At 66.4% G+C, this 18,645-nt stretch carries 18 protein-coding genes; 7 read left to right on the top strand and 11 right to left on the bottom strand.

Features of this window, described 5'->3' with window-relative positions:
* Positions 1–31: 31 nt before the first annotated feature.
* Both J8847_RS04240 and J8847_RS04235 read left to right on the top strand, forming a co-directional pair.
* A complete protein-coding gene (locus J8847_RS04240; protein WP_211523430.1) occupies positions 32–1,285 on the top strand; it encodes a DUF2863 family protein in 1,254 nt (417 codons plus the stop codon).
* 46 nt (positions 1,286–1,331) lie between these two features.
* A complete protein-coding gene (locus tag J8847_RS04235) occupies positions 1,332–1,835 on the top strand; it encodes a GNAT family N-acetyltransferase (protein WP_211523429.1) in 504 nt (167 codons plus the stop codon).
* Positions 1,836–1,918: 83 nt separating this feature from the next.
* Here J8847_RS04235 and J8847_RS04230 read toward each other — a convergent pair whose 3' ends face one another.
* On the bottom strand, positions 1,919–2,371 hold the full coding sequence (locus J8847_RS04230; protein ID WP_211523428.1) for a hypothetical protein: 453 nt from the start codon (positions 2,369–2,371) through the stop codon (positions 1,919–1,921).
* A 215-nt stretch (positions 2,372–2,586) separates the two neighbouring features.
* On the opposite strand from J8847_RS04230, the gene J8847_RS04225 reads away from it, so the two are divergent.
* Positions 2,587–3,375, top strand: a complete 789-nt coding sequence (locus tag J8847_RS04225; RefSeq protein ID WP_211523427.1) for a carbon-nitrogen hydrolase family protein — start codon at positions 2,587–2,589, stop codon at positions 3,373–3,375.
* On the opposite strand, the gene J8847_RS04220 is transcribed toward J8847_RS04225, so the two are convergent.
* Positions 3,347–4,291, bottom strand: coding sequence for a LysR family transcriptional regulator (locus J8847_RS04220; protein WP_211523426.1), 945 nt, complete (start codon positions 4,289–4,291; stop codon positions 3,347–3,349). The genes J8847_RS04225 and J8847_RS04220 overlap by 29 nt on opposite strands.
* Positions 4,292–4,401: 110 nt before the next feature.
* Here J8847_RS04220 and J8847_RS04215 point away from each other — a divergent pair, with 110 nt between their 5' ends.
* On the top strand, positions 4,402–5,142 hold the full coding sequence (locus J8847_RS04215; protein ID WP_211523425.1) for an SDR family oxidoreductase: 741 nt from the start codon (positions 4,402–4,404) through the stop codon (positions 5,140–5,142).
* 10 nt (positions 5,143–5,152) lie between these two features.
* Here the strand turns inward: J8847_RS04215 and J8847_RS04210 are convergent, their stop codons facing one another.
* Both J8847_RS04210 and J8847_RS04205 read right to left on the bottom strand, forming a co-directional pair.
* The gene (locus J8847_RS04210) at positions 5,153–5,833 is read right to left on the bottom strand and encodes a Fe2+-dependent dioxygenase (RefSeq protein WP_211523424.1); all 681 of its coding nucleotides are present in this window, start codon (positions 5,831–5,833) and stop codon (positions 5,153–5,155) included.
* A gap of 67 nt (positions 5,834–5,900) precedes the next feature.
* Positions 5,901–8,162 (bottom strand): catecholate siderophore receptor Fiu, encoded by a 2,262-nt coding sequence (locus tag J8847_RS04205; RefSeq protein WP_211523423.1) that lies wholly within the window; start codon positions 8,160–8,162, stop codon positions 5,901–5,903.
* 206 nt (positions 8,163–8,368) lie between these two features.
* Between J8847_RS04205 and J8847_RS04200 the strand changes: the two genes are divergently transcribed.
* Positions 8,369–8,797, top strand: coding sequence for a VOC family protein (locus tag J8847_RS04200; protein WP_211523422.1), 429 nt, complete (start codon positions 8,369–8,371; stop codon positions 8,795–8,797).
* A gap of 37 nt (positions 8,798–8,834) precedes the next feature.
* Here J8847_RS04200 and J8847_RS04195 read toward each other — a convergent pair whose 3' ends face one another.
* From J8847_RS04195 to J8847_RS04170, 6 genes are all read right to left on the bottom strand, one after another.
* Positions 8,835–10,265 carry a rhodanese-like domain-containing protein gene (locus J8847_RS04195; protein WP_211523421.1) on the bottom strand — a complete coding sequence of 477 codons (1,431 nt, stop codon included), beginning with the start codon at positions 10,263–10,265 and terminating at the stop codon, positions 8,835–8,837.
* A gap of 160 nt (positions 10,266–10,425) precedes the next feature.
* Positions 10,426–11,583 carry a serine hydrolase gene (locus J8847_RS04190; protein WP_211523420.1) on the bottom strand — a complete coding sequence of 386 codons (1,158 nt, stop codon included), beginning with the start codon at positions 11,581–11,583 and terminating at the stop codon, positions 10,426–10,428.
* Entirely contained in the window at positions 11,580–12,053 is a 474-nt protein-coding gene (locus tag J8847_RS04185) for a CYTH domain-containing protein (protein WP_211523419.1), read from the bottom strand. Before J8847_RS04185 ends, J8847_RS04190 begins: the two co-directional genes overlap by 4 nt.
* 4 nt (positions 12,054–12,057) lie before the next feature.
* Complete coding sequence (locus tag J8847_RS04180; RefSeq protein WP_211523418.1) at positions 12,058–13,179, bottom strand: M14-type cytosolic carboxypeptidase; 1,122 nt, start codon at positions 13,177–13,179, stop codon at positions 12,058–12,060.
* 124 nt (positions 13,180–13,303) lie between these two features.
* Positions 13,304–13,669, bottom strand: coding sequence for a hypothetical protein (locus J8847_RS04175; protein WP_211523417.1), 366 nt, complete (start codon positions 13,667–13,669; stop codon positions 13,304–13,306).
* 246 nt (positions 13,670–13,915) lie between these two features.
* Entirely contained in the window at positions 13,916–14,236 is a 321-nt protein-coding gene (locus tag J8847_RS04170; protein WP_211523416.1) for a KGG domain-containing protein, read from the bottom strand.
* 343 nt (positions 14,237–14,579) lie between these two features.
* Between J8847_RS04170 and J8847_RS04165 the strand changes: the two genes are divergently transcribed.
* On the top strand, positions 14,580–15,809 hold the full coding sequence (locus J8847_RS04165; protein WP_211523415.1) for a hypothetical protein: 1,230 nt from the start codon (positions 14,580–14,582) through the stop codon (positions 15,807–15,809).
* Positions 15,810–15,971: 162 nt separating this feature from the next.
* Here the strand turns inward: J8847_RS04165 and J8847_RS04160 are convergent, their stop codons facing one another.
* Positions 15,972–17,402, bottom strand: a complete 1,431-nt coding sequence (locus J8847_RS04160; protein WP_211523414.1) for an aldehyde dehydrogenase family protein — start codon at positions 17,400–17,402, stop codon at positions 15,972–15,974.
* Between the two features lie 248 nt (positions 17,403–17,650).
* Here J8847_RS04160 and J8847_RS04155 point away from each other — a divergent pair, with 248 nt between their 5' ends.
* Positions 17,651–18,619, top strand: a complete 969-nt coding sequence (locus J8847_RS04155; protein ID WP_229429760.1) for a glycosyltransferase family 2 protein — start codon at positions 17,651–17,653, stop codon at positions 18,617–18,619.
* Positions 18,620–18,645: the final 26 nt, after the last annotated feature.

Below are 18,645 nucleotides of genomic sequence, written 5' to 3'. Positions count from 1 at the left end.
ACACTTCATTGACAAGAGACCCCTTAGCGCCATGCGTCGTCCATCCAAAGATTCATCTCCTAAACTATCCGCAGAAAGCCAGCGCCTCGTCAGCATCTCGCAAGCCATCATGCAGGCTGCGAGCCGCGTCGAGGAACGGGCCTGGGAACGCCAACTGGACACGCAACTGCAGAAACTGCTCAAGACCAACCATCAGGAGAGCATCGACCTGGCCCTGAACGTCCTGTTCAAGGACGACCTTGGCGCCTACGACGTTCTGATGGATACCGTCGAAGCCGTCAGCGAGTCGGCCTCGATGGTCGAGCAGCAGGACGGCGGCGACGTGACCTGGCAGGCCCTGCTGGTCGCAGCGCCGATCCTGGCCTGGACCCGCTTCTCTATCGCGACCGGGAACATCCCGAGCGAACTGCTGAACACGCTGTCCGCGCACTTCTCGGGCCACCTGCTGGCCGAAGGCACGCGCCTGGCCATTGCTCCCACCCTATATTCGATCGACCAGCTGCCGCGCACCCACGCCGAGACCTACGCGCTGACCCACAAGCTGGCCGCGGCCGCGCACAAGGGCGGCACCATCAAGCCCGCCGCGCGCGAAGCCGAGACCGCGCCCTTCCTGGCCGATACCCGCTACCTGCTGGTGGCCGTCGTCGCGCCGCAGGGCGCGCCGCTGTTCCGCTGGCAGGAGCCGCAGCACCACACCCACTTCGCCGAAGAGCGCAACCGCGCGCTTGAGCAGTGGCGCGCCCAGGCCACGGCCAATGTCGCGCGCCTGCTGCCGGGCTGCGGCATCGAGCTGCTGCTGCCGGAAGCGTATTACGTGGCCTGCCGCGAAGCCGACAAGCTGATCCGTCCGATCTCGATCCGCGCCGCCGTGCATTACCTGACCAACACGCTGGGCGTGGAAGCCTCGGACCTGCGCGCCGTGATCGCCGGCTTCGGCGAAGAAGCCTCGGACATCCAGATCGACGAGTACCGCGTCTCCTTCACCATGCGCCAGAGCCCGGACGTGGTGTACGGCATCGTCTGGCCGCTGTACGGCCAGGAAGACGAGAACGGCACGCCGATGGAAGGCCCGCTCGCGGCCGGCCCGACGCCGCTGACCCCGATCAACGAGATCGTCGCCCACCTGAACGATGCGGGCATCGCCCACATCAAGCGGATCAACGAGCGCTATGTCGCCGAGTACTGCGACGACTGCGGCGCGCCGCTGTTCGCCGATCCGACCGGTGAGCTGGTCCACGCCGAAATGCCGGAAGACGCGCCGACCGGCACCGAGCACTTCCATTGACAATGCAGGCGCCCCCGGGAACCGGGGGCGCTTCATTTTTCCTGCCATGATCGACCTGCACATCCGTCCCGAACGGCCCGCCGATGCGGCATCGATCGCCGCCCTGCTCTACGCCGCCTTCGCCGGCAACCAGCACAGCAATCACACCGAACACCAGATCGTCGAGCGCCTGCGCGCCGGCGGCCGCCTGGCCGTGTCGCTGGCCGCCCTGCTGCCCGATGGCCGGCTGGTCGGGCATGTCGCCTTCTCCAAGGTGACTATCGATGGGCGCGACGAAGACTGGTATGGGCTGGGGCCGCTCGCGGTGCTGCCGCAGGCGCAAGGCCAGGGCGTCGGCGCGGCCCTGGTCGAGGCCGGATTGTCGGTCTTGCGCCGCAAGGGCGCGCGCGGCTGCGTGGTGCTGGGCGAGCCGGCGTATTACTGCCGCTTCGGCTTCGCGCAGGATGCGGGCTTGCGCTACCCGGGGCCGCCGCCGGAGTACTTCATGGCCCTGCCGTTCGCTGGTCCGGCGCCGCAAGGCGTGGTCGCCTACGACGGCGCGTTCGCCTGAGATACACCAAGTCCACCTTCCTCCAAGGACCGGGCCATGAAGCGCTCACGCTTCGCATGGCAGTGTGGAGAAGCCGCAGCTACTTAGCGCCGAGTCCCCCGCGCTTCAGGGACGTCCGATACCATCTTGTCGTGATAGGCGATGGTGCAGGCCCGCACCCCACACAGGATTCCGAGACCGAAAGCCAGCGGTAAGCAGTCGCTGACGGACAATGCCGGCCCGAAGACCATCCGGCTGATCACCGTACCGAGACCTGAGGCAAGCATGAAGTAGCCGCCGAAGTGGAAGAATTGCAGCGGCTCCCGCAGGAGAAACGGGTTGATCGACCAGTCGGGATAGCGCCAGGTTGTTGCCGACAACGGGTTGAATCGCTGAAAGCCAACCACGCCGAGCAGGGCCACTATCCCGAAGACGAACACCGCGATCAGGAACAGAACCGGCATGTCTTCGGTCTGCTCCGGTGGGGTGGAAGGAAACGCCGATGCAACGAGCGTCGCAGCAATCAATGCCAGGCGGATAGTGGTCCATTTCGACATGATCAGCTCCTCGCTTGTCTTGCGCCCGCACCCCAGACTTGGGGATAGCGATGCGCAGCGTACCTCAATGCCGATGTCTGGTGCGAGTCCTGTCGGGCTCATCCTCGCATTCAACTCATCCGGTGACAAGGGCTCCAGCGTAAAATCATGCATTGCTGAACGCACGGCTGCATGACAGCCTGTATCTAGCCTTTCCCAGACCATACATGCCTACGATGACCAAGCCCGTTTTCGCCGCCGCGCAATGCAGTGTGCGCGCCGGCGACCTTGCCGAGAATATCCAGCGCCATCTCGTCTTCATGCACGCCGCACGCCGGCATGGCGTACGCTTCCTCGTCTTCCCCGAGCTGTCGCTGACCGGCTACGAGCCCGCCCTGGCCGACGCGCTCGCCCAGCAGGAGGACACGGCGCTCCTGGAGCCCTTGCGCAGCCTGGCGCAGGACGCCGCGATGACGACCGTGGTCGGGCTGCCGCTGCGCTCCGCCGCCCATGACAAGCCGCTCGTCGCCGCCTTCATCCTGCATGCCGACGGCAACATGACGGTGCATGTCAAGCAGCACCTGCACACCGGCGAAGAGATGTATTTCAGCCCCGGCGACGGCGGGCCCATGCTCGAGGTGAGCGGCATCCCGACCGCCCTGTCGATCTGCGCGGACTTCGGCCAGCCGTCGCACGCGGAAGCGGCCGCCGCCGCGGGCGCGCAAGTGTATGCGGCGAGCGTCCTGATCGGCGAGGGAGGCTATCCGACCGACAGCACGATCCTGCGCGGCTACGCGGAACAGCATCGCATGGCGGTGCTGCTGGCGAACCACGGCGGGCCGACTGGAGGCTGGACCTCGGCCGGGCGCAGCGCGTTCTGGGATGAACGCGGCGCGCTGGTCGCCGCCGCGTCGGGGGCAGGCGATCAATTGCTTCTTGTTTCGCGCGGCAACATGGGATGGGTCGGATCGACCGTTTCCGTAGAGGTAGGCGTCCCTAGCGAAGAGGCTGGGCTGGCGCCCTGAACTGCTCCGCCAAGCCCTGCGCGCGGAAACGCTCCACCACGAACTCCACGAATGCCCGCGTCTTCGCGGGCAGCAGCCGCCGGCTCGAGTAGTAGATGCACAATGGACGCGCTTGTGCGTGCCAGTCCGGCATCAGGTGCACCAACTCGCCGCTGCGCAGGAAGGGCAGCGCGTGCGGCGCCGGCAGCAGCGCCACGCCCATGCCCGCAGCGGCGGCGGCCGCCATCGCTTCAGGATCGTCGCAGACCGCCGCCGCGCGGAACTCTACGGGCACTTGTTCGTCGCCCGCCTCGGTGCGCAGGGTCCAGCTGTACAGCCTGCCGGTGCGGATGGCGCGCCGCGCGATCCCGTCGTGGGCCGCCAGCTCGTGCGGCGTGTGCGGCGTGCCGCGCCGGGCGAGATAAGCCGGCGCTGCGGTCACGATGATCGGCACCTGGGTCAGCTCGCGCGCGATTACGCCTTCGCTCAGCTCGATCCCGCCGCCGATGGCCACGTCGAAACCTTCGCCCACCAGGTCGACCTGGCGGTTCTCCAGATACAGGTCGGGCACGATCGCCGGATAGCGCTCGCGGAAAGCTTCCAGCATCGGCACGAAATAGGTGCGGCCGACGGCCGGCGCCATGCTCACCTTGAGCGTGCCCGCAGGATGGGCCGCTGCCTCCCGCGCGGCCAGCACCGCTCCTTCGATCTGGCGCCACGGTTCCGCCACTTCACGCAGGAACTGCTCGCCCTCCTCGGTCAGGCGCAGCTGGCGCGTGGTGCGCTGGAACAGGCGCACGCCAAGCTGGCGCTCGAGCGCGGCGACGTTTTTGCTGACTGCGGCCGGCGTCATGCCGAGCCGGCGGGCGGCGGCGGAAAAGCCGCGCTCCTCGGCGCTGTAGATGAAGGAAACCAAGTGGCTGATCGATTCGAGCATGCCTCCATTTTATACCTGGAGTTGAAAGTATTTCGACAATCGCCCGGCTAGTTTCAACTCCCGGTCAGGGCAATACTGATGTTCACCAACCATCCCACCAGGAGAACATCATGCAAAACCTTCAGAACAAAGTCGCCTTCGTCACCGGCGGTTCGCGCGGCATCGGCGCCGCCATCGTGCGCCGCCTGGCGCTCGAGGGCGCCACCGTCGCCCTCACCTACCAGAGCTCGGCCGACGCGGCGCAAGCCCTGGTGAGCGAGATCGAAGCCGGCGGCGGCCGCGCGCTCGCCATCCGCAGCGACGCCGGCGACCCGGCCGCACTCCAGCAAGCCATCGACCAGGCGGCGGACCGCTTCGGCCGCATCAACATCCTGGTCAACAATGCGGGCGTGCTGCACCTGGGCCCGGTGGACGAGTTCGCACTCGAGAACTTCGACAACACGATCGCCGTCAACGTGCGCGCGGTGTTCGTCGGCCTCAAGGCCGCGCTGCGGCACATGGGCGAAGGCGGACGCATCGTCAACATCGGCAGCGTCAACGCATTCCGCGTGCCCTTCGCCGGCGCTGCCGTGTACGCGATGAGCAAGTCCGCGCTGAGCGGACTCGTCAAGGGACTGGCGCGCGACCTGGGTCCGCGCGGCATCACTATCAACAACGTCCTGCCGGGGCCGGTGGACACCGACATGAACCCGGAGAACACGGATTTCGGCGCCTCGCTGCACGGTTTGATGGCCCTGCCGCGCCACGGACGCCCGGAAGAAATCGCCTCGATGGTGGCCTACCTGGCCGGCCCCGAATCCGCCTTCGTGACCGGCGCGGATCTGGCAGTCGATGGCGGTTTCGGCGCCTGAACCGCCGAGCTCAGGTCTCGGCCCACTGGCGCAGCAGGTTGTGATAGTGGGCCGTCAGCGCCACCGTCTCCTGGCAATCGCCCAGGCGGGCGCGCAGGGATTCGATGGTGCGGTCCAGCTCGTACAGCATGCTGCGCCGGGTGTCGTCGCGGATCATGCTCTGGGTCCAGAAAAAGCTGCAGATGCGCTCGCCCTGCGTGACGGGTTCCACCCGGTGCACGCTGGTCGAGGGATAGACGATCAGGTCGCCCGCGTCGAGCTTGACCTCGTGTTCGCCGTAGGTGTCCTGCACCACGAGTTCCCCGCCCTCGTATTCTTCCGGTGCCGACAGGAACAGGGTGCCGGAGACGTCGGTGCGCAGCATGCCGCTTGCGCCCGGCACCACGCGCACCGCGCCGTCGACATGGTTCCCATAGTGCTCGCCCACGCCATAGCGGTTGAACAGCGGCGGCATCGAACGCACCGGCAGGACGGCGGCGAAGAACATGGCGTTGCGCGCCAGCGCCGCCTGCACGATGGCGGACAGCTCGCGCGCCTCCGGCGAGGCTTCCGGCAGCTGCCGGTTGCGCTTGACCTGGCCACCCTGCGCACCCACGGTGGCACGGCCGTCCTGCCAGTCGCTGCGATCCAGCCTGGCGCGGATGCCGCGCAGTTCGTCCTGGGTGAGCACGTTCGGGATATGCAGGAGCATGGGAATCCTTTCAACAAAAGCGTGCCGGCCGGGTTCCAACCCCGGCCGGCACGAAGGGTTCAGCCTGTCAGAAACGGATGTTCGCGCTCAGGCTGGCCGAGCGCGGCGCGCCCGGGGTGTAGCGGTAGCCGCTCTTGTTGATGCTGGCCACGTAGCGCTCGTCAGCCAGATTGTAGACGTTCAGGCGCAGGTCGATGTTGTCGTTGAGCTTGTACGACGCCATGGCGTCGAACACCCAGTAGGACTCGGTGAAGGCCGGGGTGCCGATGGCGCCGTCGGTGCCGCGCTTGAGCTTGTCGCTGAAGCGGGCGCCGGCGCCGATCTTCAGGCCGAAAGGCAGGTCGTACGAGGTCCACAGGGTGAAGGACTGCTTGGGCGTGTAGCTCAGGCTGTTCTCGCCGGAGGCCGTGACCATGCGGCCGCGCTCGACGCTGGAGTCCTGGTACAGGTAGCCCGCGCTGACCAGCCAGTTGGTGGCCAGTGCGCCGGTGGCGCCCAGCTCCACGCCCTGTACGCGCTTGCGGCCGGTCTGGTGCCAGGTCAGGTCGACCGGATCCTGCTCGACTTCGTTCTTGACCTCGGTGCGGAACAGCGCGGCGGTCAGGGACAGCTTCTGGCGCAGCAGGTCCAGCTTGCCGCCCACTTCCTGTGTCGTGGTCTTCTGCGGATCGTAGATCGGGTTCTGCGCGTTGTTCAGGTTACCCGACACGGTGAAGTTCGCGCCCGGCGGCTGCTTGGAGCTGGCCATCATCGCATACACGCTGCTGTTGGCGGTCGGCTTGTACAGCAGCGAGGCCTTGCCGTTGACCAGGGTGTCGGACACGGTGAAGTGGGTCGGCACGAGCACGTTGTTGGTCAGGGTGACCACCGAATAGTCGCCCTCGTAGCGCTCGGCGCGCACGCCGGCGTTGAAGATCCAGCGCTCGCCCAGCTTGACGGTGTCGAACACGTACACGGCCTGGGTGTCGATATCGCCCTTGTTGTAGGCGCCGGTGCGGCTCGGCGCGAAGCCGGTGACCGGATCGGCCGGATTCGGACGATACAGGTTGGCCGCCGGCAGCGAACCGAGGCCGGTGCGGCCATAGCTGATCTGGCGTTCGTTGGCCAGCTCGAGGCCGCCGACCAGCGTATGCGCCAGCGCGCCGGTCGCGAAGTCCGCGGTCAGGGTGGTCTGGTTGGTCAGGATCTTGTTTTCCTGATCCTTCGAGGTCCGGGTGCTGCGCGCCACGGTCCAGGTGGACGGGTCGTTCTGCACCGGGGTCTGCAGGTTGACCGCGTTGGCCAGCCAGGCGCTCAGGATGTAGTCCTGGCGGGTACGGCCGTAGCGGCTGGTGTTCTGCAGGCGCAGGCCCGGCGAAAACTCGTGCTCGACGCGCACGGTGGCCATGTCGGCCTTGATCTTGTCGAAGTCGCTCCTGGAACCGTAGAAGTTCTCGGGATCGACCGGCGCCGCGGCGCCGATGAAGGCGCGGGTCGGGTCCGGGCTGCTGTAGCCAGGCAGGCCCACCGTCGAGACGCCGCCGTCCGGGATATTGTCCTGATCGACATGCAGGTAGTCCAGGTGCACGCGGGTCGCGCCGTTCAGGCCGAAGCCGATGCTCGGGGCCACTGCCCAGCGCTGGTTCTTGACCACGTTGCGCGCCGGATTGCCGGCTTCCTGGGCCATCACGTTCAGGCGCAGGGCGATGCCGCGCTCGGCGTTGAGCACGGTGTTGAGGTCCGCGGTGGCGCGCTTCTGGGAAGCGCTGCCGACGGTGGCCGAGGCCGAAGCCGCCTGCGCCATATGGGCCTTCTTGCTCACCAGGTTGACCGAGCCGGTCGGCGCGCCGCGCCCGGTGTCGGTGCCCGCCGGGCCCTTGAGGACGTCGATCTGCTCCAGGTTGAAGACGTCGCGCGAGATCGAGCCGACGTCGCGCACGCCGTCCACGAACACGCTGCCCGAGGTATCGAAGCCGCGCATGAAGATCGCGTCGCCGGTATTGGTGTTGCCGTTCTCGCCGAGGAAGAAGGCGCCGACGCCCGGGGTGTTGCGCAGCGCTTCGGTCAGGGTCTGGGCGCCCTGCTGCTCGAACAATTCCTTCTTGATGACCTGCACGGTCTGGGCGGTGTCGACCAGTTTCTCGGTGTACTTGGGCGAGGAAGCATGCTCGGCGCGGAAACCGTTGGCGCCCTGGCCCACCACAGCCACGGTCGCGGCCGGCTTGACGTCGTCCGGCGGCGGCGCGACGTTGTCCGCCTGGGCGGCCAGCGGCAGCAGGATGGCCGCCAGGGCGGTGCCCATCACGTGGGGGTTGGCAGGCAGGCGCTTACGGCTTTTTATTGCTTTCATTACAAACCTTCTCTCGACAAGTGGACGGAACGATCGATGACTGAACCTTATGGGATGGCAGCATTGTAAAGAAAAAGTAAAGCTAAGTAAACGAGAATCATTCTTATTCTCATGCGCGTTAAGTAAAATGCGGGCGAATGCGTTCGGTTGTCCGGAGCGGTATCATCGCTGGACCATTTGGTGTCTCACTCGACAAGGAGAACGGCATGGAAACTCAGGAACTGCACCGCGGGCGGCTGATCGACCATATCCAGCTGGTGGTGCGCGACTTGCCGGCCTCGCAGGCGTTCTACGAGGCGGTATTCGAGGTTTTGAAGGTGCCGATGGGCGGCACGGGAGAGGGGTATTTCTGGGCCGACGAATTGTTCGTCTCGACCGCCGACAGCGAGGCGGCCCAGGGCGTGCTGACCGGGCGCCACCATCTCGCCTTCCAGGCCGAGGACCGCGCCATGGTCGACGCCTTCTACCGGGCGGCGCTAGCGAATGGCGGCAAGGACAACGGCGGGCCGGGCGAGCGGCCCTATCACCCCGGTTATTACGCGGCCTTCGTGCTCGACCCGGACGGCAACAACATCGAGGCCGTGCACCACGGCGCAGCGCAGCGCAGCGCGCCTTCCGTGAAGATCACGTTCTGAGGGGCCAGGGCAGCCTGCAGCCGCCCTGCCCGCCGCGTCAACGAATTCCGGAAGCGCTCGCGTCCGAGGACCGGCGGTAAGGGGTGGCGGGCGGCGCCGGCGGTGCATAGTAGCCGCCGTTGCCGCTGTAGCTGCGCTGGCTCTCGCGCTGCTCCGCGGCCGCGTTCCCCTGGGCGACCAGGACGTTGACGCTGTCGACGAAGTCGTTCACGCGCCTGCGCTCCCTGACGATCTCGCTGCCAAGCTGCTTTTCCAGCGCGGCGGCCTGTTCGATCAGCTTCAGGTTGTCGCGGCTGGCGACCCTGCCGAAGCGTCCCCATGCTTCGTCGGGCAGGCAATTGCGCCCACGCTTCATGGAGCAGGTATAGGGGTGAGTCCGTTCCGCCCTCTCCACATAGACACCGAACTGGCCGGCGTCGAGACTTGGCATGCCGTTCACCATCGATTCGACCCTGTCCATGCAGGCGCGGTAGGAATCCGTGCGCTGGCTCAGGGCGTCGATCACGCCGTTGTTCAGGTGCGGAACCTGGTAGTTGAAACTGCCGCAGCTGGCCGACAGCGGCTTCATCGCGCGCGCACGCTCGATCATTCCGCCCAGGCTGGCAAGCGGTGCGTCGTCCACGACCACCGTCAGGTATTTGGCCGGGTTCGCATCGAACTCCGCCCACGCCGCCTTCAGGCTGCGCGCCACTTCGGCATCGTTGCCGGCAATGCGCTGCGCCAGGTCGGCCTTGCGCCCCTTGTGGTCCTCGACTTCGGGCCGGATCTTCTCCAGGCAGAGCTTGCGTGCCTGCCGGATTCGCCTGGCATTCACCTCCAGCTCGGCTTCCACCTCGTTCGAGGCGAACGAGGCGACGCCTGCAGCGACGTTCTCGCCAGCATAGGTGTACGCGCAATCCTTCAGCAGGCTGGCATAGCGTTCCGCCGGATCTGTCTCGGTTTCGCCTTCGAAGGCGTATCCGGCCTTCTGCCAGCCATCCATGCCCGCGCGCAGCCAGTAGACCTTGCTGTACCCGGCCTGCACCATGTTGGCCGCGGCAAGCTGCGACAAGGCGCAATGGGTGTGGTGGCAGTACACCAAGACCGGCTGGGTGCGCCGCCCCTGGGTCAGCTTGCCAAGATCCTCGGCCAGCTTGGCAAGCGCGGCCGGGCTGTTGCCTGCCGCCCAGGGCATGGGGATCGCGCCCGGGAGCTTGCGCTGATCGCCGACCGCGGCGACCACGGTCAGTTCCGTGCCGAGCTTTTTCATGAGGCAGCGGGCTTCGCGCGGCGAGACCGTCACGACGCCTTCGATGGTGGCCGGCGTTTCGCCACGCGCGCGCCGCTCATACTGGGTTCCCTGGGCTTCCTGGCCCGGGCTGCAGGCGGAGACGGCGGAAGGAAGGTCGGCTGCCCAGGCGGCGCCGGACAGGGTTGCGCTCGCGCCCAGGAAGAGGAGCGAAGCGAGAGAGAAAGCGCGGTTGATCATGTCATTCTAACAATTTAAATTTCCACCATTCATTTTATATGTGGGGTGGATAAAATCGCTAGAAATTTAAGCAGCCTGCCGCAGAGTGTGGACAAGCGCATACACAGGGCCATGCACGGTGCAGGAAGGCGGCCGGGCTTCGGTCCGGCCGCCCGGGCGCTTATTTGCGGATGGCGGCAATGACCCTGGTGGCGAATTCGGCCGGGTTGCCCGCGTGCCAGCGCCATACGATCACCAGGTCGTGGTCGGGCGAGACCAGGATGGTGTTCTGCCCTGCCCCCAGCGCCGCGTAGGCGTTCGGCGGCAGGCCCGGCAGGTTCTTGCCCTTGGTATTCAGCCACCACAGGTAGCCGTAGTCCGGGCCGTGCTCGCTGGGCGTCAATGCCGCCTGGACATAGGCCGGAGGCACGATCTGCCGGCCGTTCCATGCGCCGCCGCGCAGCCACAGGTAGCCGAAGCGGGCCATGTCCCAGCTGTTGATCCACATGCCGCCACCCCATCGTGTGCCGCCGCTGACGGAAGGCGCCTGCTTGCCCTTCAGTTCGACATAGCTGTTATGGTAGGGAACCCATTTCCAGGTGCTGGAGGCGCCGATCGGGTCCATCACCTGCTCCTGGAACACCTCCGGCACCGGCTGCTCGAACACGCGCAGCAGCGACAGTGCGAAGCGGTTGATGCGCACGTCGTTGTATTCGTAGAAGCCCCCCGGTGCCTTTAACGCGCGCGGTTTGCGCTCGCCGGCGCCGAACTCCGTCTTGCCGACGAAGTCGCCGTTCTTGCCCCACATGCTGCCTTCCCACTCGGATTCCTGCTGCAGGTGCTGCTTCCAGGTGACCTGCGCATTGTGGCTGGTCGCATAGCCGCCGTCGTTCACGCGCCTGGCGACCGGCTCGTCGACGCCGAGGCGGCCGTCGCGCACGGCCACGCCGGCGACCGTCGCCAGCATGCTCTTGGCCACCGAATAAGTCGGATCGACAAACTGCGTATCGCCGAACTCGGCCACCACATAGCCCTTGTAGATCACCAGGCCATTGGTGCGGGCGCGCTTGGTCGGCATCGAGCCGAGGCGCGTGCCGAAGGTGGCTTCCTGGTCGGAGAAATCGAGGGCGCGGGAGGTCTCGTGCGATTGCGCATACTGCACCGCCGCCGCCAGGGCCGCCGGGTCCAGGCCCAGCTGTTCAGGCGATCTGCGCGCCCAGTCTCCCGCAGGCGGGAAGTAGGCCGAGGCAGCGGTGGTGGCAGTGCCGGGGGTGCCGCAGGCAGGCAGCAGTATGGCGACACCGAGCGCCAGCAGGCAGCGGCGCGACAGATTCGTCATGGATTGGTCCAGGTGGAATAAGGATTGCGGATCAGGCTGGAGTTGTAATAGCGCTTGTCGCCGGTGACTTCGTGGCCGACCCAGGCTGGCCGCTCGAAGGCGGTGTCTTCGGAGGGCAGCTCGATCTCGGCCACCACCAGGCCCGCGTTCTCCCCCAGGAATTCGTCGACTTCCCAGACGAAGCCCGCATGCTCGATGCGGCGCCGGGTCTTCTCGACCAGCGGACGCTCGCACAGGCGGTCGAGCAACTCGGCCGCCTCATCCAGCGGGATCGGGTACTCCCATTCACCGCGCGTGGCGCCGATACTCTTGCTCTTGATGGTCAGGACGCCCTGCCCGCCTTCGATGCGCACACGCACGGTGCGCATCGGGTCGGCGCACAGGTAGCCCTGGCGCAGCAGCACGGGCTCGCCGAGCGAGCGCCAGTCGTCGCCTACCAGCAGGAACTTGCGCTCGATCTCGAGGCCCATGGCATCAATCCAGCGATTGCAGGATAGGCTGCAGGATCGCCGCGCCGAGCGCCGCGCTGCGGGCGCCGTTCCAGCCGGTGTGCGGATCGGGCAGGTCGGCGTTGTCCTTGAACGGCATCTCGAGGGTGAGCGAGAGGCACTTGAAGGTGTGGCCGATGTATTTCGACGCCAGGGTCAGCAGCTCGTCGTTGTACTTGCTGGCCGCGTAGCCGTACACGTTCTGGAAATCCGGGCTGGACGCCATGTACTGCTCCACGAAGGCCTTCTGGCGCGCCATGCGTTCCGGCGTGAAGTCTTCCAGCATCTCGTTGCCGGCCACGAAGTTGTAGGGCAGCGCCTCGTCGCCGTGGATGTCGAAGAACATGTCGACGCCGGTCTCGTGGATCTTGTTCTTCACGCACAGCACTTCCGGGCTGCGCTCGAGGCTCGGGGTCATCCACTCGCGGTTCAGGTTGGCGCCGGCGGCATTGGTGCGCAGGTTGCCGCGTACCGAGCCATCCGGGTTCATGTTGGGGACGATGTAGAACACGGCGCGGGAAAGCAGCTTGCGCGAGATCGGATTGGCATTGTCCAGCAGCGCATCCATCATGCCTTCGACGAACCACTCGGCCATGGTCTCGCCAGGATGCTGGCGCGCGATCACCCAGATCTTCTTTTCGGCCTGCGGATTGCCGATCACGACCAGGTTCATGTCGCGGCCGTCGACCGTGGTGCCGATGTCGTGCACGCGCGCGATCGGGTTTTCGGCGACTTCGCCCAGCAGGCGCAGGTGGCGTTCCCAGGTGTAGGGCTCGAAGTAGGCGTAGTAGACGCTGTCGAGCTCAGGGGTATGGTTGACGGTCATGACCTGGCCGTCGAAAGAGGTCGGCACGCGGAACCAGTTCTCGGTGTCGTAGCTCGCGGCCACCTGGTAATCCTCGAAGCCCTTCGGGTAGGTGGCCTGGCCCGCGTTCAGGAAACGCATCGTGCAAGCCTGGCCGCGCGCGCCCTGCAGGCGGAAATGGAACCACTGGTGGATGTCGGCGTGTGAATCGCTGCGCAGATTCAGTTCGATCTGCTTGGGGTGATCGGCGCGGACGACGTCGATGGCGCCGGAGTCGAACATCTGGCTGATTTTGATGGGCATGGAGGATCCTTTCGTGGCCGAGTCAACAATACCGAGCATATTACCGAGGATCGTGCCGCGGGCAAAATGCCGAATGGCGGCCGCCGGACCGGCCCCTGCCATCCGGCGCCGCGCCTTGCCTAGATTACTGGGCTTCGAGGTCGATCAGGTCCTTGGTGTACAAGCCCATGATCTGGCGCATCAACTCGACGTTGGCGCGGTCGAGCACCACGGTCAGGTCTTGCTTGCTGTCGAGGACGAAGTGCATGCGCAGTGCGCCCGGCAGTTCCTTGCAGTTCACGTACTGCGCGCGCGGCGTGTAGGGATTGTCCCAGTCGTGCTGCGTGATCGCCGGGCCCGGCGGCGGCGCGACCAGGCTCGGATCGCGGTTCACCGGCAGGTGCTTGAGCAGCCAGAACACGATGGTCGCCGGCACGTAGATGGCGAGGTCGCTGGCGCCCTGGGTGGAGAACTTGGTCAGCAACAGGTTGCCGACACGGTCGCACGACATGGAGAGGCTCTTGACTTGACGGATAACCGCTGGTTTCACGACGTTGTTCCTTAGGGAAGATTGAAAAAGGCGCAGCGATTCTACCGCATCCCATCGGCGTTTTGTGTGGCCAGAAAGCCAATGTCAGGAGAGAAAGCAGGAAGGGATGGCCAATAACAAAGCGGGAGCCTCGAAGGCCCCCTGCTGGATGTGGTGTCAGCCTGCCGCGACGTCCGGCAGGCCAGGCAAGCGGCTGACCTTGCCGGCTTACTCTTTCGAGCCGCCGCGGTTGCCGCTCGACGAGCTTTGGCGGTTGCCGCCGCTCTTGCTGCTGGTACGGGATGCGCCGCCGGCGCTGGCGCTGGCCGACTGGCGATTGCCGTGGCTCATGCTGCCGGCACGGCGTGCTTCTTCCGAAGTAAATTCGTGTGCCGTTCCTTTTGCGTGGGCAGCCTTGCCGCCCTGGCTGGCGATCTCGCGCTGGCGTGCCGGATCCATCGAAGCGAAACCGCGATTGCGGGTACCGCTGCTCTGGCTGCTGCCGCCCTGATTGCCGCCCTGTTTGCTACCTTGATTGCTTGAGGCCATGATGGTCTTCTCCCTGTTCGCTTTTAGAAACCGCCGCGTCCTGCGGCAGGCTTAACCCGGCTTGCGGCAAAGCGCCGATGAGCGAGGGTCGAAGTCATCTTAGGCACGGGTGATGGATGAGGGTATAGGACGTTTTCAGATGACTTTGTAGGACTACACGCGACAGAAAATGCAGTTGCGAAAATGTACTTCCAGTCGTCAATAAAGGCGCAGCCAGCTGATCAGAAGCAGTCCTACACAGCCCCCCTACGTCTTCCTATACATAGCAGAGGGAGGGACGAGCATCATGGCAATATCAGGCGGTGCTTGTCTCGCGCCGCCACCATTCCAACAGGAGGCCAAGATGGATGCGAACCAACGCAGCGAAACCAATAACCAGACCAACAATGGCGCCAATGAAAAATGGACCCCGGGATCGAAAGGTAATACCACGAGCGGGCCGAACGATCATACCTATCCAAATGGCGACACCATGCAGCAGGTGCAACCGGGCTCGGGCCCGGTTGGCACCCAGCAGGCGGACCTGAATGCGGGGGCGTCGGAGCAGAACTGGTTCAACCGTGACGACAGCAAGTTCCCCGCGACCGGCGGCGACCTGCATGGCGGCTCGATGCAGAGCCAGCAGACCGGCGGTTCCGGTCCGCAGCAGGGTATTACCGACAGCCACCAGCGCCAGATGGAGATGCATTCGGAGGCCTGGGGCCTGCTGGAGCAGCCGGTTGGCCGCCGCGACAAGCACGGCGGCGTGGACGTCCACCCGCATACGGGCAACAGCCAGGCCGTGCATGACATGAATCCCCAGAATATTAACCAGCCTGAGCTGCAGGGCGGCTCGCTGGGTCACCATCACCACCACTACGACGCGCCGCAGGTGGTCGGCGAGTCGCCGCTGCGCAGCGCGCAGGCCGACCTGTCGGCGACGCCGCACGAGGAACTCTACGGCCGCGACCAGGTGCATGCGCCGCGCAATGCGATGCAGGCCGGACCGCGGAACATGCAGTCGGGTGGCGGGGAGCAGCAGTCACGGCAGTCCCAGCAGGGTGGCGGCATGCAGTCGGGCGGCGCGCAGTCCGGCAGCATGCAGTCCGGCAGCAGGCAGTCCGGTAGCGCAGCGTCAGGAAGCGCCCCGTCGGGGAGCGCTCCATCGGGCAGCGCGTCTTCGCGTGGCGTACAGCCAGGCAGCATGCAGTCGGGCAGCGTGCAGTCCGGCAATACGCAATCGGGCAGCGGCCAGTCCGATCAAAGGGAGTACGCCAACGAGCAGCGAAGCGGCGGCCACTCCCAATACAGCGCCGACCGTGACGGTTCCCAGACCGGTGAACAGGCTCGCGACAAGGGTACCGAAGATGTCCACCTGTCGAACGACGTCGCGGGCGGTTTGCCGCGCAGCCCGGGCAACAGCGGCCCGCGCAGCGACAATCCGGGCTGGAAGCCAGGCGGCAGCATGCAGCGCGACCCTGCCGTGCATGAATCGAACGACACCATCGGCGGCCTGCCGCGCAGCCCCGCCGGCGCCAACCAGCTGGCGGGCGACCGCAAGATGGATGACGACACCGGCTTCTCGCGCAAATAAGGCGTGACCGGCCTGATATAAGCCGGGTGTTTGACGACGTCCCCGCAAGCATGGGGCCGTCTGGCGGGGAGGTGCACTCCACTTGGCATGCACCTCCCCGCTTCACTTCTCCCGCTCATCCCGCCATGGCCTGCGCCTGGGGCAGCCGGGATGGAAGGCCGGTCAGGCCCCGGTATAACTGGTCTTGACGGTCGTGAAGAACTCGACTGCGTTGGTCCCCTGCTCGCGCGGTCCGAAGCTCGACGCCTTGGTGCCGCCGAAGGGCACGTGGTAGTCGACGCCTGCGGTCGGCAGGTTCACCATCACCATGCCGGCCTTCGCATTGCGCTTGAAGTGCGTGGCATGCTTGAGCGAGGTCGTGCAGATGCCGGACGTCAGGCCGAACTCGGTATCGTTCGCCAGCGCCAATGCATGCTCATAGCCCTTGGCCGGGATGACCGAGGCCACCGGCCCGAAGATCTCTTCGCGCGCGTGGCGCATGCCCGGCTCGCAGTCGGCGAACAGCGCCGGACTCAGGAAATAGCCGTCCGTGTCGCGCTGCAGGCGCTCGCCGCCGCACACGAGGCGTGCGCCCTCGCCTTTCGCGATCTCGATGTACGACAGGTCCTGCTCCAGCTGCGAGGCATCCACGACCGGGCCGATGTCGATGCCCTGCTGCAGCGCATGGCCGACCTTGAGCGCCGCCATGCGGCTTGCCAGTGCATCGATGAACTTGCCGTAGATTTGCTCGTCGACGATCAGGCGCGAGGACGCGGTGCAGCGCTGGCCGGTCGAGAAGAACGAACCCTGCAGCGCGGCGTTGACGGCCACGTCCAGGTCGGCGTCGGCCAGCACCACCAGCGGGTTTTTGCCGCCCATTTCCAGCTGGACGCGCGCACGGCGGCGGGCGCAGGCGAGCAGCACGCGCTCGCCGGTGGAGGTCGAGCCGGTGAAGCTGACCGCATTGACCCGGCTGTCGTTCAGCATGGCTTCGCCCACCACGCGCCCCGGTCCCATCGCCAGGTTGAACACGCCCGCCGGCAGGCCGGCGCGGCTGATGATCTCGGCCAGCGCCCAGGCGCTGCCCGGCACCAGTTCGGCCGGCTTGAACACGACCGTGTTGCCGTAGGCCAGTGCCGGCGCGATCTTCCAGGCCGGAATCGCGATCGGGAAATTCCATGGGGCGATGATGCCGACCACGCCGACCGGCTCGCGCGTGACGTCGACGTCGATGCCCGGGCGCACCGAGGCCAGGTGGTCGCCGCGCACGCGCAGCGCTTCCTGGGCGAAGAACTTGAAGATGGCGCCGGCGCGGCCTGCCTCGGCGATCCCTTCCGGCAGCGTCTTGCCTTCCTCGCGCGACAGCAGCGTGCCCAGTTCCACTTTGCGCGCCAGGATCTCGGAACCGATCGCGTCGAGGGCGTCGGCGCGCTGTTGCACGCCCGACAGGCCCCAGGCCGGCGCGGCCGCGTGCGCGGCGGCCACCGCCAGCGCGGCCTGCTCCGCACCCGCGCTCGCGTACTCGTCGATCACGTCACTGCGGTCGGACGGATTCCGGGTGGTGGTCACGCCTGCGCCGTCGATCCACTGGCCATCGATATACAGTTGTTTCATGCTCGGTCCCTGCTTGTCATGTTGTTCACAGGCGGCAGTGTAACAAAGGTCGCCAGCATACCCGTCCGAAATGCCTTCCGCGGTCCTGTCCAGCACAGCTTTTGATCCACATCCAAGCTGCTCCGCCGGGCAGGAACCCGGCAGTAAGCAAGCACTCGAACCGCACTCGACACCCTCGTGAACATGCCCTGCGGGGCGCCAGTCCGGCACGGCGGACGGTGCGCTTGCAAGCATCAGCGGAGACCACAATGTCAGCAACGGATGACGCACTGATTGCCGTTTCGGTCGTACTGCCGGCGTGCGGCCGCATGGACCTGCTCGACCGCAGCCTGGATGCGCTGATGCGGCAGAGCCTGGACCCGCGCAGCTACGAAGTCATCGTCGTTGACGACGAACCGAACCACAACACCCTGCACCTGGTCGCCGGCTGGCGCAGCCGCACCCTCGAGCGGGGACCGCGACTGGCCTACGTCGCCAACCCGGGGCCGCGCGGTCCGGCGGCGGCCCGCAATCGCGGCTGGCGCGCGGCGCGCGCGGCGATCGTCGCCTTCACCAGCGACGACGCGGTCCCGGCCGCCGACTGGCTGGCCCAGGGACTGGCGGCCTTCCGCGACGATATCGACGTCGTTTGCGGCCGCATCGAAACGCCTGCCCATGCCCATGCCCATGATCGGCTCGATTTCACCAGCGCCAACTGCTTCATCCGCAAGCCTGTCCTGGAACGCATGGACGGGTTCGACGAACGCTTCAGCGTCCGCCGCGGCACCGACGCCGACCTGCATTTCCGCCTGCTGGAGAGCGGCATCCAGGTCAAGCGCGCGCCGCAGGCGCTGGCCGAGCATCCGATGCGCCCTGCGCCCTGGGGGGCGAGCCTGCTGCAGATTCGCCACGCCGTCTTCGACGCCTTGCTGTACAAGAAGCATCCGGCGCTCTACCGCCAGAAGGTCGAACCGCGTCCGTGCTGGGAGCACTACGCCACCGTCGCCGTGCTGCTGCTGGCGCTCGCGGCCCTGGCAGCCGGCGCCAAGGCCCTGGCCTACGCGGCTGGCGCCGCCTGGCTGGTCCTCACTGCCCGCCTGTGCGCGCAGCGCCTGCGAGGAAGCACGCGCACTCCCTCGCACGTGGCCGACGTGATCCTTACCTCGATGCTGCTTCCGCCGCTGGCGGTATTCTGGCGGCTGGCCGGCGCGGTGCGCTACCGCGTCCGCTTCGCGTGAGTCCGCGATGCCAGGACTTCGCCACT

It is taken from the genome of Massilia sp. AB1 (genome assembly GCF_018119385.1).
Taxonomy (GTDB): domain Bacteria; phylum Pseudomonadota; class Gammaproteobacteria; order Burkholderiales; family Burkholderiaceae_D; genus Telluria.
Note: the sequence above shows the minus strand (reverse complement) of the source record. Positions and strands in the feature narration are given on the sequence as shown.